The 14,709-nt window shown below is 37.5% G+C and carries 14 protein-coding genes and 1 pseudogene; all 15 read left to right on the forward strand.

Translation table 11 applies throughout. The features are described from left to right. Positions 1-226 precede the first annotated feature (226 nt). The 15 genes and pseudogenes from KI343_RS08205 (at position 227) to glyQ (ending at position 14,709) form a co-directional block, all read left to right on the forward strand. Positions 227-997: an IclR family transcriptional regulator gene (locus KI343_RS08205; RefSeq protein ID WP_212925938.1), complete on the forward strand. Its 771-nt coding sequence runs from the start codon at positions 227-229 to the stop codon at positions 995-997. Between the two features lie 482 nt (positions 998-1,479). Continuing rightward, a complete protein-coding gene (locus KI343_RS08210; RefSeq protein WP_212925939.1) occupies positions 1,480-2,814 on the forward strand; it encodes an NfeD family protein in 1,335 nt (444 codons plus the stop codon). Between the two features lie 24 nt (positions 2,815-2,838). After that, positions 2,839-3,222: pseudogene (locus KI343_RS08215) on the forward strand (flotillin-like FloA family protein); the annotation flags it as partial. A 171-nt stretch (positions 3,223-3,393) separates the two neighbouring features. Next, positions 3,394-4,389, forward strand: a complete 996-nt coding sequence (gene floA, locus KI343_RS08220; RefSeq protein WP_212925940.1) for a flotillin-like protein FloA — start codon at positions 3,394-3,396, stop codon at positions 4,387-4,389. 27 nt (positions 4,390-4,416) lie between these two features. Next, positions 4,417-4,962, forward strand: a complete 546-nt coding sequence (locus KI343_RS08225) for a hypothetical protein (RefSeq protein WP_212925941.1) — start codon at positions 4,417-4,419, stop codon at positions 4,960-4,962. 169 nt (positions 4,963-5,131) lie between these two features. Further along, positions 5,132-5,431: a sporulation protein YqfC gene (gene yqfC, locus KI343_RS08230; RefSeq protein ID WP_212925942.1), complete on the forward strand. Its 300-nt coding sequence runs from the start codon at positions 5,132-5,134 to the stop codon at positions 5,429-5,431. 105 nt (positions 5,432-5,536) lie between these two features. Next, on the forward strand, positions 5,537-6,754 hold the full coding sequence (gene yqfD / locus KI343_RS08235; RefSeq protein ID WP_212925943.1) for a sporulation protein YqfD: 1,218 nt from the start codon (positions 5,537-5,539) through the stop codon (positions 6,752-6,754). A gap of 2 nt (positions 6,755-6,756) precedes the next feature. Then, positions 6,757-7,719 carry a PhoH family protein gene (locus KI343_RS08240; protein WP_212925944.1) on the forward strand — a complete coding sequence of 321 codons (963 nt, stop codon included), beginning with the start codon at positions 6,757-6,759 and terminating at the stop codon, positions 7,717-7,719. Positions 7,720-7,994: 275 nt separating this feature from the next. Next, on the forward strand, positions 7,995-10,112 hold the full coding sequence (locus KI343_RS08245; protein WP_212925945.1) for an HD family phosphohydrolase: 2,118 nt from the start codon (positions 7,995-7,997) through the stop codon (positions 10,110-10,112). Next, positions 10,112-10,576, forward strand: coding sequence for an rRNA maturation RNase YbeY (gene ybeY, locus KI343_RS08250; protein WP_212925946.1), 465 nt, complete (start codon positions 10,112-10,114; stop codon positions 10,574-10,576). Before KI343_RS08245 ends, ybeY begins: the two co-directional genes overlap by 1 nt. Further along, entirely contained in the window at positions 10,566-10,928 is a 363-nt protein-coding gene (locus tag KI343_RS08255) for a diacylglycerol kinase family protein (RefSeq protein WP_212925947.1), read from the forward strand. Before ybeY ends, KI343_RS08255 begins: the two co-directional genes overlap by 11 nt. A 551-nt stretch (positions 10,929-11,479) precedes the next feature. Beyond that, positions 11,480-12,382, forward strand: coding sequence for a GTPase Era (era, locus tag KI343_RS08260; RefSeq protein ID WP_212925948.1), 903 nt, complete (start codon positions 11,480-11,482; stop codon positions 12,380-12,382). A 160-nt stretch (positions 12,383-12,542) separates the two neighbouring features. Then, positions 12,543-12,689: a YqzL family protein gene (locus KI343_RS08265; protein WP_306432559.1), complete on the forward strand. Its 147-nt coding sequence runs from the start codon at positions 12,543-12,545 to the stop codon at positions 12,687-12,689. A gap of 59 nt (positions 12,690-12,748) precedes the next feature. Continuing rightward, positions 12,749-13,492 (forward strand): DNA repair protein RecO, encoded by a 744-nt coding sequence (gene recO / locus KI343_RS08270; protein ID WP_212925950.1) that lies wholly within the window; start codon positions 12,749-12,751, stop codon positions 13,490-13,492. A gap of 338 nt (positions 13,493-13,830) precedes the next feature. Further along, the gene (gene glyQ / locus KI343_RS08275) at positions 13,831-14,709 is read left to right on the forward strand and encodes a glycine--tRNA ligase subunit alpha (protein ID WP_212925951.1); all 879 of its coding nucleotides are present in this window, start codon (positions 13,831-13,833) and stop codon (positions 14,707-14,709) included.

The raw sequence follows: 14,709 nt of genomic DNA on the forward strand, positions 1-14,709 counted from the left end.
CATTATCAGTTATACTAGTAGACATGGGTAAGGTCTCCTCTTCTTAGTTTTTGTCGTGATTAACTAAAGGGTAGGATAACCTTACCTTTCCTATTTATTCATCTTACACAGACTATTGTACGTCATCAAATAAGATAGATAGGTAGGTAAATACCGATTAAAAACTGTCAAAATTATTCCGATTATAAATTTTGTGTTAGAAAAAGGAAGGGACGTAAAGAAAACGATGGCGACTAAATATGAGGCTCCTGCAGTGATTCAGGCATCAAAAATATTAAAATTATTAAGTAGACACAAATTTGCTAATAGCACCTTAACTGAAATTAGCAATAAGCTAGAAATGAATAGAAGTACGTGTTTAAGAGTTTTAAAATCTTTAGAAGAAGTAAAATTCGTTTCGTACAATTCGTTAACAAAAACTTATAGCTTAGGACCGTACCTTGTGATATTAGGAAGCAGGGCTTCTGAACAGATAGATCACGTATCTTTGGCAAAAACCTATTTAAAACAATTAGTAGATATGACTTCTTTAACAAGTATCTTGGTTAATCGAATTTCTGAGGATCGTCTGGTATATATGGTTAAAGAAGAAATAAACAGTGGGCATAGGGTTAATGTGTCTGTCGGATTTCAACATTATATAACCGAAGTTTCTTATGGGATGTGGTATCTCGCATACATGGACGAAAAAGAAAGGATGAAATATTTGAACCAAGGGCTGCGAAAACTAACCCCCCATACAATCACAGACGTGGATAAATACATTAGCAGAATAGAAATGGCAAAAGAACAAGGGTATATAGTTAGTAACGAAGAATATGTCATGGGAACGTTGGGTGTATCCGCGCCGATTTTTAAGAGCAACGGTGAAATTAGTTCAATTATTGCTTGTATTGGATTTTCCTCTATGACGCAAAGTGAAATCGATAATGCAATTGATAGCGTTAAGAAGGTTTCCAGTGAGTTTAACCAAATGCTTTCACTGCAGAGTATATAATTTATGCTTAAAAATTTGACTATGCTTCATGATAATATTTTAATGACAACATTCCTGTCAAAACTTTTAAAGTATTGACAGGAATGATTTGTGTTGTAGAAAAAGGAATCGATAAACTAATAAATTGGGGATTTACATAAAAGTCAGGCAATCCTTCCTTTTGTTAATTATGAGAATAGGGGGGCTTTAAAGAATCATGAGGCCTTGAGTCATGCGTTGCAGCTTTGAATAAATTAATTTTTAGAGTATATACGATGTCTCTTTTTAGGATTAATATAATCAACGTGCAATGTAAAAATATTTTGTTATCGAAAACAATATACATACATAAAGGACTTTTCTCACTAGGTTACTTAGATGAAGCTTTCTATTCGTTCGAAAGGTATGGTACTATCAAAGTATACCCATCCGCGAAAAATGAAACCTTTTATGCTTTACTTTCGTAAATACAGCTAAGGTGTAGGATGAGGGGGTGATTCAAGTTGAAAGGACATCGCAGGCGGTTGGCTGTATACATATTTTTTGTATCAGTGTTAACCTTTGTATCGATATTTACTGGGGAACAAGTAGAAGCTGAGCAAGGTCAAGGTGAAACGGTATATATTATTCCGATTGAAAAAGAAGTGGAAAGAGGACTGGAAGCTTTTCTTAATCGATCCACAACAGAAGCAATGGAAAATGGTGCAGATCACATCATTTTCGAAATTGATACACCAGGAGGGCGTGTCGATTCTGCTGGTCAAATTGGCTCGTTAATTCAAAGTCTAACTATTCCTACAACGGCTTATATTGTGAATGAAGCTTTATCTGCCGGATCCTACATTGCTTTGTTTTCTAATAATATTTACTTTAATCCGCATGCAACAATGGGGGCAAGTGGAGTCATCAACCAAGATGGAACTGCTGCTGACAAAAAAGCACAATCTGCTTGGCTAGCGCAGATGAGAAGTGCCGCGGAATCAAATGGCAGAGATCCTATTTATGCAGCTGCAATGGCAGATAGCAGTATCGATTTGCCCGAGTATGGAGCTCCTGAGGGAGAATTTTTGACGTTAGGTCCTCGAGATGCAGTAGAGGTAGGTTATGCGGAAGGTATCGTCTCTAACCGAGCTGAACTTCTTGAGGAACTCGATCTTTCTAATGCAACCATCATAGAAATGGAAACTTCCTTTGCAGAAGAATTGGCAAGATTTTTAACGCATCCAGTTGTAATACCTATCCTGCTTTCGGTGGCTAGCATTGGCCTGGTTGTGGAGTTGTATTCTCCTGGTTTTGGAGTCCCGGGAAGTTTGGGATTACTATCGCTGCTATTATTCTTTTACGGACATATTGTAGCTGGTTTAGCAGGGATGGAAGCACTTCTGCTCCTTATAATCGGTATCGGTCTTATTGTTGCAGAATTCTTTGTAACAGGAGGAATACTAGGCGTATTGGGGATAGCTGCTGTGATTGCATCTTTATTTATGTCAGGATACGATATGGTGCATATGTCAATGAGTATAGGTATTGCATTTTTAATTTCTGTGATTCTTGCTGTGATTTTATTCAGAAGAATTGGTCTTGATAAGGGAATATTCCGGCATATTGTTTTACGAGATAGCACAGCAACAGAAGAAGGCTATGTATCCTCAGTGAACCGTTTAGAGCTTGTCGGACTTGAAGGAATCTCATTAACATCGCTACGGCCTTCTGGATTGATTGAGCTGAATGATGAGACAATTGATGTCGTCTCTGATGGATCCTTTGTAGATAAAGGAAAAAGAGTAAAAGTAGTTCGCGTAGAAGGCGTTCGTGTCGTAGTTAGGGAAATAAAATAATTAAGTATAATAGGGGGAATTTACATCGAGGGAAACATCTTAGTACCGCTTATTATTTTGATTATCGTTATTGCTTTAGCCATTTTATTTGCTATTGCTCCAGTTGCACTTTGGATCTGTGCACTAGCTGCAGGAGTGAAAATTAGTATTTTTACACTGATTGGTATGCGTCTGCGCCGAGTTGTGCCAAACCGAGTAATTAATCCGCTCATTAAAGCGCATAAAGCAGGTTTGGAAGTGGAAATGAAACAATTGGAAAATCACTACCTTGCAGGCGGCAAGCCAGATAGAGTGATTAACGCTCTAATTGCTGCACGTGAAGCAAATATTGATTTACCATTTGAGCGTGCGACTGCCATTGACTTAGCAGGAGACGACGTATTAGAAGCGGTGAAAATGAGTGTGAGCCAAAACTAAAGGAAACTCATTCATACTACTAACTCTCTTGGATTGGCTGAATGAAATGCAGGGACTGCTGATGTTGTTTTTGTACGTTTTTTGCAGATACACGTAAAAGGGTAGAAGGTGTTCGTGCGAGTCAGGGAAATAAAATAATTATGTATATTAGGAGGAGTTTGCATGGAGGGAGACATCTTAATGCCGCTTATTATTATTGCGGTTATCGTTATTGCTTTAGCAATTTTATTTACTTTTGTTCCAGTTGCACTTTGGATTAGTGCACTAGCTGCAGGAGTGAAAATTAGTATTTTTACACTAATTGGTATGCGTCTGCGTCGAGTTGTGCCAAATCGAGTTATTAATCCGCTTATTAAAGCGCATAAAGCAGGTTTGGACGTGAAGATTAATCAATTGGAAAGTCATTATCTTGCTGGTGGTAATGTAGATAGAGTGGTTAACGCTCTAATTGCAGCACAACGAGCAAATATTGATTTATTATTTGAACGTGCAGCTGCAATTGACTTAGCAGGCCGTGACGTATTAGAAGCGGTACAAATGAGTGTAAACCCAAAAGTAATTGAAACACCATTTATTGCAGGTATCGCAATGGATGGTATTGAAGTTAAAGCATTAGCTAGAATTACAGTACGTGCAAATATTGATCGTTTAGTCGGTGGTGCTGGTGAGGAAACAATTATTGCGCGTGTAGGTGAAGGTGTAGTAAGTACAATTGGTAGCTCAGATGCGCATACACAAGTACTTGAAAATCCAGATATGATTTCGCAAACTGTATTAAGTAAAGGTCTTGATTCAGGTACAGCGTTTGAAATCTTATCGATTGATATTGCAGATGTAGATATCGGTAAAAATATCGGAGCTATCCTGCAAACGGATCAAGCAGAAGCTGATAAGAATATTGCACAGGCGAAAGCTGAAGAACGTCGTGCAATGGCGGTAGCCCAAGAGCAAGAAATGATTGCCCGCGTACAAGAAATGCGTGCAAAAGTAGTAGAGGCAGAAGCAGATGTACCGCTTGCATTAGCAGAAGCGTTACGTTCCGGAAAAATGGGTGTGATGGATTATATGAACTATCAAAACATTGATGCTGATACGGATATGCGCGATTCTATTGGTAAGCTGTCTAAGGAAAACAAAGATGACGATCAAAACAAGTAGTTAAAATGATAATAAAGGAGGGGGCATATGGACTGGATATTTGATAATTTATTTATTATTGCTATCATTATTTCTGGGATTGTCGCTTTTCTGGGTGATTCCAAGAAAAAAGAAGATGAAAATAGAAAAAAGCAGTCTACACCTCCAAACAAACAGGCGCAGTCCCGACAAAGACAACAGCGTTCTCCGCAAGAGACGAGGACGAGAACAAGGCAGCCGACACAAAGAAACAGGGAGCAGCCTCGTGCAGAACGTCATGTTTATAGAGAAAGAAATCGTCCAGATATTTCAGCTGGAAATATTCAAGAGCAGCAAAAAGAACAGATGGAACGATTGGCAAATCGGTATCAAACTGCCTCCCAGGGAGATTCGGAAAACATAGAGCATACATTCAAGGATTTGATTGTAGAGCGTAATGCTGAAGAAGAAAATCCAGGGAAGCAAGAAATGAAAAAACGAGTTTCTCAGAATTTAGATGGAAAAGGATTAGTCAACGGCATCATTATGGCGGAAGTTTTAGGTTCTCCACGTGCGAAAAAGCCGTACAGAAGTATTGTCCAGAGAAGAAAATAACTCTAAACCGTACCCTAATTGGCATGCTATGCTGATTAGGGTATTTCTTTTGCGAGAAAAGAAGGTGTGAAATTTAGTGTTAGTGAATACTATCCATTTTCCAAGCGCCAAAAATTAGTTCTGTCTAAGAAACACGTTACATATGTATCAATGAGGGGGGATCATCACATTGAAAAAATGGCAACAAAGAATCCGTTCACTCTTAATGGAACAATTCTCTCTTCCATCCGATGTCATTATGGAAATGCCCCGCATAACCATCATCGGAGATTTGCATTTCTATATTGAAAATCACCAAGGATTAGCCCTATATACAAATGAAGAATTAAAACTGAAAGTAACCAATGGATTTGTAAGCATTAAAGGACATTCCTTTGTGCTTAAAATGATGTTACCAAAAGAAATTATGCTGGAGGGAACCATTTCAGAGGTGCTCTTTTTAAATCAGAACCATGAAATAAAAAAATGATGTAGCACGATTCCATGCTATAGAGAGCACCTCTCTATAAAGTAACTCCCAGCTAAAAGGAACACATTAAAAGGAGAAGCACTAGTCGGGCAATAGGAGGTTGAAATGAAAAAAAGAAATTCACCATCTATACGTGCATACGTTACTATTCGCATTCAAGGAGTCAGGCCGGAACTTTTTTTACAAAAATGCGCGAATCAAGATATTTTAATTTGGGATGTAAAAAAAATAAACGATGAATGCTGTCAAGCAACAATCATGTTAAAGGATATAGCTGCCTTACGAAAATTAAGAAGAAGCTCTCTCTATAAAGTTTCCTTTGTTGATCAAAAAGGTTTTCCTTTTTTTCTTTCAAAGCTCCGGAGAAAACGTTTCTTGCTTGTAGGTATTTTAATTGGCTTTTTGTTTTTTTTCGTTTTGTCTAATTTATTATGGTCGGTTAAAATCACAGGTGTACCTAAAGAAATTGAAGCGAAAATAGAGACAGAGCTTGAATCTTTTGGGGTGCATCCAGGCGTCTGGTTATTTTCGCTCGCTTCACCAACCGATATTCAACGTCAACTTTTAAATGAGGTCCCGGAGTTACTTTGGACAGGCGTGAACCTTCAAGGGACAACGTTACACTTAGAAGCTGTTGAAAAAACAATTGTGGAAGAATTACCGCCTGGAGAACCAAGGAATTTAGTAGCAACGAAAACGGGCGTTATCACAAATATGTATGTTTCTAAGGGACGAGCTATGGTAAGTGTCAATGATTACGTCGTCCCGGGCAAAATATTAGTTTCCGGTAATTTAAATTCCACAGAAGGGGATAATAATACAGACAATGAGGAAAAACCTCAGCAACCAATCGCAGCTGAAGCAGAAGTAATTGCAAATACATGGTATGAAATACATGTAAGTGTTCCTCTCCAGTATCAGGCAGAAGAGATAACTGGTGAACAAAAAAAGAGACATTATTTGCGATTTGGTGATGTGCAGCTTCCTTTTTGGGGATTTAGGAATCCGGATTTCGTACATTCTCAGGAGGAGCGGAAAGAACAGCCTATCCATTTTCTTAAATGGGAATTACCTTTTTCCTATGTATCCAATGAAATAAGCGAGACGGAGAAAATAGAAGAAGAAAGGTCGAAAGAAGAGGCAATCGAAGTAGGAATTCAGCAAGCAAAAATACAATTACAGAATGAACTGGGACCAGAAGCTGTAATATTATCAGAAAAAATTTTACATGAACATATAGAGCATGGTAAAGTTGAATTAATCTTATATCTTTCTGTAGAAGAAAATATTGTTAAAGAAGAACCTATCATTCAAGGAGACTGATTATGCCCGAAAATTTAGTGGATATTGATTTACAACTAGAAGGTGCCAATGAAGCGCTTGCTTTATTTGGTACGAATGACAAGCATTTAAAACAACTAGAAGCTTTACTTCATGTCGATATTATATCCAGAGGCGAATTGATTCGTGTTTCTGGAGAAGATCAAGCTGTTCAATTGGTACAGGAGATTCTCTTAACAATCTTAAACGTTATCCGAAAAGGTCAAACCATTTCAGAGCGTGATGTTGTTTACGCTGTGGAGTTGGCGAAAAAAGGAAAAATAAAACAGTTTGAGACGTTATTTGAAGATGAAATCACAAAAAATTATAAAGGAAAATCTATACGTGTCAAAACGCTTGGTCAGAAGCAATATATTCAAGCAATAAAGTCAAAAGATTTAGTGTTTGGTATTGGTCCAGCCGGAACAGGAAAAACGTACCTTGCTGTTGTAATGGCTGTTCATGCCTTGAAAAATGGACTTGTGAAAAAAATTATTTTAACTAGGCCAGCAGTCGAGGCAGGGGAAAGTTTAGGGTTTTTGCCAGGTGATTTAAAGGAAAAAGTTGATCCGTATTTAAGGCCGCTTTATGATGCGTTACATGATGTATTAGGCGCTGAGCATACAGCGCGATTAATTGAAAGAGATACGATTGAAATTGCACCTTTAGCATATATGCGCGGAAGAACGTTAGACGATGCTTTTGTCATATTAGATGAAGCCCAAAACACAACACCAGCGCAAATGAAAATGTTTTTAACACGGTTGGGTTTTGGATCGAAAATGATTATTACGGGGGATTTGACACAGGTGGATCTTCCTAAAGGTGTGACATCTGGGTTAAGGGTTGCGGAGCGAATGTTATCGAAAATAGATGGGTTAGCTTTTGTGCATCTACAAGCCGCCGATGTTGTACGTCACCCGCTGGTACAAAAAATTATAAATGCCTATGAAACAGAAGGCGATTAGAAAAACTGGCAACCTCTCATCTTTTAAATTTTATAATATCTATGCTGAAGCAAGGATGAGACAACCGAAAGTCTCATCCTTGTTCTTCATAAAAAGAGTTACATACAAATGGAACAAAATTGAAATAGTTACATATAACAGTTCTCTTTGAAAAACATAAATTAATACGATGCCCCATAGGTATTTCGCACATTTCGAACAACAGGAGTTATACAGATGGGTGCATCATGATAAACTAAATGTAATCGCTAAAATTACATAATGGGGTGAAGGTCTTGAAAACGAGGTGGAAGAAAATACTTCCTTTTTTCAAAAAGAGACGAAAATATTTCTTTGCAATAATTCCCGCTCTTATTGTCGGAGCAATTGTTTTTATAACACTACTGGATAATGTACGAACCGATACATATGATATACAGCGTTTTGCTGTTTCTGATGAGACGATACGTTCACCAATAACGATTGAAGATAAACAGGAGACAGATCAAAGGATACGAGAAGCTGTTAATGCCATTCCTGACCGATATAGCATTTCTGAAGAAGTAACCGAAGAAAGATTAAATTATATTAATGAAATTTTTGAAGCAGTTCTAAAGGTGAAAGAAGAGCACGAGGAAGATACGCTAGAAGGTATTTATGAGGAGGAAGCAACGGAACTAAAAGCCTTGCTTTCTGAGGAAATCAGTTCCGAAGTTTCTGAAGATGTATTTATTTTATTGTTACAGCAATCTAAAGCGGATTTAGATGAGGCGAAAACTTTATTTACACAGGCATTAAAAGAGGTTTTAAATCAGGGCGTCAGGACAGAAAATATCCAATCAGGAATTACGAATATAGAACGCGCTATAGCTGATTCCGAATTAAATAGCGATCTGCAAGAGGCCTTGATGGAATTAGCAGACTTTGCTGTGGTGGAGAACTCTTTTTTCGACTATGAGGAAACCGCTCAAGAGAAAAAAGATGCAGCAACCCTGGTTGATCCTGTAATCATCCGGGCTGGAGAAACCATTGTTCGTGAAGGACAAACCATTACCAATGAAATTTATGAGCAGTTAGAATTAGTAGGTGTTTTATCACAAGAAGGGAATATTTATCCGATTCTTGCGTTAGTCCTCCTTTCTGCTATTATTGCATATTTTTTCGGCTTAGAATGTTTGCAAATTGCCAAGAATAAAGAATGGAGTGTACTTCCGATTGTAGCAGCAGTCTTATTAAGTGCGCTGGCTATTTTTCTGATGAAGGTAGGAAGTGTCTTTTTTGATCAGTTTAATGCACTCTATTTACTCACTCCCATTGCAGCTATAACTATTGTATTAAAATTATTATTAAACGAACGTTCGGCAATTCGTCTTGGCATTTTATACGCTGTCTTGGCTGCGTTTATGTTTAATAATCATATCGCAGGGATGCTGCATGTGGAAGCTGCTATCTATTTTCTTTTCTCCCAACTTGCGGCTATCGTATTAATGAAAAAATTAAGTGATCGTTTTGTTATTTTAAAAACTGCAATAGGTTTAATGATTATTCACTCAGCTGTTATTATCTTATTTATATTTCTCTCGTTTGAAAAGTATACATGGTTTGATGTCTTTTCATCTGTTGGTTTAGGCGTTGCAGCTGCTTTTCTCTCAGCTATAATGGCAATTGGATTATTGCCATTATTCGAAAGTTTCTTAGGGATACTAACAGATATGAAACTTCTGCAATTATCTAATCCTAACCAGCCTCTATTAAAGAAATTATTAGTAGAAGCTCCTGGAACTTATCACCACTCGGTAATGGTGGCTAACATTAGTGAGACAGCATGTGAAGCAGTAGGGGCAAATGGATTATTAGCACGAGTAGGTGCATATTATCATGATATAGGTAAAACAGTGCGGCCAGGATTTTTTATAGAAAATCAAATGCCAAATAAAAATCCGCACGATGTATTGCCTCCAAAGCAAAGTGCAGATATCATTATCCGGCATACAACCGATGGAGCAAATTTATTAAAAGCGCATAAAATGCCAAAAGAGATAATCGACATTGCCAAACAGCATCATTCTAATTCTTTAGTGAAGTTTTTTTATGTAAAAGCCAAGGAACTGAATTCGGAAGCAGAGGAAGCAGATTTTAGGTATCCTGGACCAAAACCAGAAACGAAAGAGACAGCTATTATTTGTATTTGTGATTCTGTAGAGCCTGCTGTACGCTCTATCCAAGATCCGACGCCTGAAAAGATTGATTCCATTGTTTCATCGATTATCAACAGTAAAATTTCAGATGGACAATTAGATAATAGTCCTTTAACATTAAAAGAGTTAAAAATCATTCAACATACGATTTGCGACGCTTTGAAAGGTATTTTCCACTCTAGAATTCAGTATCCGAAAGAGGAAGGGGATAAATAATGCTTATTGATTTTCAAGATGAAACCAATGCAGTTACGGATGATTATAGAGAGCTTGTAGAAAAATTATTAATTTTTGCAGGTGAACAGGAGGATGTAGCGCCTCATGCAGAAATTTCAATTAGCTTTGTTGATAATAAACAAATTCAAGTAATTAATAGAGATTACCGGGGGAAGGATAAACCGACAGATGTTATTTCATTTGCAATGTTGGAAATGGAAGAAGAAGAATTACAAATTGTCGGTGAGGGTCTGCCCGTGGTACTTGGTGATATTATTATTTCTGTGGACAAAGCGAAAGAGCAAGCAGAAGCGTATAATCACAGTTTTGAGAGAGAATTAGCCTTTTTAGCATTGCATGGTTTCTTGCACCTGCTTGGTTATGACCATATGAATGCGGAAGATGAGAAGAAGATGTTCAGGCGACAAGACGATATTTTAGGTGCGTTTGGAATTGAAAGATAAGAAAAGAAATGTTGGATTTCGTTTTGCTTGGATAGGGTTAAAAACGGTGGTCAAAAAAGAGTTTAATTTTCAGCTGCATTTAATAGCAACTGCAGTTGTCACTGCATTCGGCATCTTTTTCAGCCTTTCTCTCACCGAATGGGCAATTATCTTATTAACCATAAGTTTGGTGCTTATTACGGAAATGATCAACAGTATCATTGAACGAGTTATGGATTTTATTCAACCGAACTACGATGACAGAATTAAAGAAATTAAAGACATTGCAGCGGGTGTTGTCCTTGTTACAGCTATCATATCTGTTGTTGTCGGAATACTTATTTTCGGACCTAAAATAATCCAGTTACTTTAATTTTATACTTAATAAAGAGGGTTTATAGACCCTCTTTTTTTATGTTCTAGGAAATTAAAAAATTTGAATGCTGTGGATAACTTAGTTACATAAGCAGCCACGTCTAGCTCCAGCGCCCAGCGACTAGCGAGACTTCCCTCACCTCCGTACGATAAGTCAACATCGACTCCCTAAGGTCGTCGTGTTTCCTTTATCTCCTACGGCTCAGTCCAGTCCGTACGTCACTACCCGGGCGCTCTGCGCTTTTGTTCATAGGAGAATAAAGATACACGTTAAGGTTCGTGTGAATTGGAAGAAGTCCTGTGGGAATGTACAGAATGAGGATAAGCCCACGGAAAGCCTAGTATATTTCTGGAGCGGTTGCCATCGCCCCATATGAAAAGAGAGTAAATCTTTAACTGAACTTATATGTTGTACAATTTTAGTTTTTTCTTATCTAAGCAGCATTAAAATTGTATGATTGTTAAAGGTTTTGTCGAATTAGTGAAACCATCGCTAATTTGTAGTATGATAGTAATCAAGTAAACAACAGAAATTCGGAGGAACAAAGCATGACAGATAATTTTAAATCAGGATTCATTGCAATTATCGGTAGACCAAACGTAGGGAAATCAACTTTTATGAACCGAGTAATTGGTCAAAAGATAGCAATAATGAGTGATAAAGCGCAAACGACAAGAAATAAAATACAAGGTGTTCTGACAACCAGTCAATATCAGATGGTTTTTATTGATACACCAGGAATTCATAAACCGAAGCATCGTTTAGGTGACTTTATGGTACAGGTAGCTGAGAATACATTAAATGAAGTGGACAACATTTTATTCATGATTAATGCAGATGAAGGCTACGGTAGAGGTGATCAATACATTATTGATTTGCTTCAAAAGGTAAACCAGCCTGTTTATCTAGTCATTAATAAAATCGATAAAATTGATCCAGAAAAGTTAATGCAACTTATTAATCAGTATAAAGATCTTTATTCATTCGAAGAAATTATTCCAATTTCTGCTTTAGAAGGGAATAATGTGAATCGTTTATTGGAAGTAATTGCTGCTAAATTGCCTGAGGGACCACAATATTATCCGACTGATCAAGTAACAGACCATCCTGAACGGTTTATTATTTCAGAACTTATTCGGGAGAAAGTATTACATCATACGAAGGAAGAAATCCCACACTCTATTGCTGTCGTTATTGAAAATATAGAGAAGAATGAAAATGAAAAATTACTGGTACAAGCAACCATTGTGACAGAGAGAAGCTCACAAAAAGGCATTTTGATCGGAAAACAAGGAAGCATGCTGAAGAAAATTGGTCAGCAATCACGACGCGATATCGAAGCTTTGCTTGGTTCTAAGGTATATCTCGAACTGTGGGTGAAAGTGAAAAAAGATTGGAGAAATAGACAAAATCAATTACATGAGTTTGGCTTCCGGCTTGATGAGTATTAAAGAAATAGGTTTTAAAGATGGTAATATTTTATACTAATGAAAAACGCAAACCGAACCAAACTATAAAAGAAGCGGGAAGTTATGCAAGGGTATCCTTATAGCAAGTTTTCAATCCTTAACAGGAAAATAATTTGAAAGGTGGGGGTTTCTTGTGTTAGATATGACGTGGAATTTGTTTTGTCAAACAGGAAACATTGAAACCTATTTATTATTAAAAGAACTAGAGCAACAAGGAGAATTAACCCAGGAAGAGAATGAACAGGCTTCATCTTCTAAACTTGAAAGTATGGATTTACCATCTGTTTAACCACGCCAGTATGACTTGTGATTTTCTGTTCAAAATTAAAAAAGGCCAGGTGATTTGGAGTGCTGGAACAGATAGATGGTATTGTATTGAAAACAAAAGATTATGGTGAAACACATAAATTAGTGACTATCTATAGTGGTAAATTTGGGAAGTTCCAAGCACTGGCGAAAGGGGCAAAAAAACCAAAAAGCAGAATGGCTGCCGTCACTCAGCCATTCATTTTTGCCCGTTTTTTTGTCTATCTTGGCAGTGGATTAAGTACAATACAGCAGGGAGAATTATTAAACTCCCATCGCACGATACGTGAAGATTTTGTGAAAACAGCTTATTGTTCTTACATTGCAGAACTCACTGATAAACTGCTTGAAAACAAAGATATGGACCCTTATATATTTGGGCAGTTTCAGCAAACGTTAGAGTGGATTGAGGAGAACGATCAAGCTGAAATTCCGATAATGATGTATGAATTAAAACTCTATAAAAAAGCTGGATTTGCCCCTGTATTAAATCAATGTACGAATTGCGGACGGGTACAGCAGCCATTTTTCTTTTCTATTGTGGAAGGCGGTTTTTTATGTCCGGCATGTCGTCATGTGGATCCAGAAGCGGTTGAACTCTCACCCAAGTTTGCTAAGTTATTATATTTGTTCTCAGAAGTCGAACTAGAACGCATTGGTACGATTCAAATGAAGCCTGAAAACGTCAAAAAATTGCAAGCTATTTTGCAAGCTTACTATGAGCGCTATGGTGGCTATTTAATTAGATCCCGAAAATTTTTAGATCAGCTTGATCTTTTTAAGTAACGTTTGACAAAATAAGAGGTAATGAAGTATGATATTGTACATATATGTAGTTTGCTGAATTCTTCAGTACACGGTCGTTATGGAATAATCGTTACAGTGATGGAGAGAAGTACTAAAGCAGTTTCTATACAAAGCGAGTCTGGAATGGTGTGAGCCAGATGTATAGAGGTTTTAGGAAGGAACTTCGGAGTAGCAATCATGAAAAGAGGCTCTTATACACATAGGAGCAAATAGGGTGGAACCGCGGTCTTAAGCCGTCCCTATGTTTGTGATGGTACAAACATAGGGACGGCTTTTTATATATACTAAATGTCTTATCCATAAAAGGAGTGGAGTAAATGAATATCCAAGAAATGATTTTAACTTTACAAAATCATTGGTCAGAACAAAATTGTATTTTAATGCAAGCATATGACACAGAAAAAGGTGCAGGAACCATGTCGCCGATGACTTTACTGCGAAGCCTGGGGCCTGAGCCGTGGAATGTAGCGTACGTAGAGCCTTCCAGACGTCCTGCTGATGGAAGATACGGGAAAAACCCAAATCGTCTCTACCAACATCACCAGTTCCAAGTAATTATGAAACCATCTCCAGACAACATTCAAGAATTGTACTTAGAATCCTTGAAAAAACTCGGAATCGACCCACTAACACATGATATCCGTTTTGTAGAAGATAACTGGGAGAATCCGACACTCGGCGCAGCTGGTTTAGGATGGGAAGTTTGGTTAGACGGTATGGAAATCACTCAGTTTACCTATTTTCAACAAATCGGCGGGTTAGAGGCAAATCCGGTAACTGTCGAATTAACATATGGAATTGAACGACTAGCTTCTTATATTCAGGATAAAGAAAATGTCTTTGATTTAGAGTGGAATAATGGCGTGACAATTCGTGACATTTTCTACCAACCAGAATATGAACATTCGGTCTACACATTTGAAACATCGAATACAGAAATGTTGTTTGATTTATTTACAAAATATGAGCAAGAAGCAAAGGCAACCATGGAGCAGGGTCTTGTTTTTCCGGCATATGATTATGTTTTAAAATGCTCACACACCTTTAATCTACTGGATGCTAAAGGGGTTATTTCCGTGACGGAAAGAACCGGATATATTAGCCGTATCCGTAACTTAGCCCGAAGTATAGCGAAGATTTATGTGCAAGAACGTGAAAAATTAGGTTTTCCTATGTTGAAGAAGGAGGCGAACTAG

Origin of the sequence: Oceanobacillus sp. J11TS1, from assembly GCF_018333215.1 — a bacterium.
Lineage (GTDB): Bacteria > Bacillota > Bacilli > Bacillales > Amphibacillaceae > Oceanobacillus.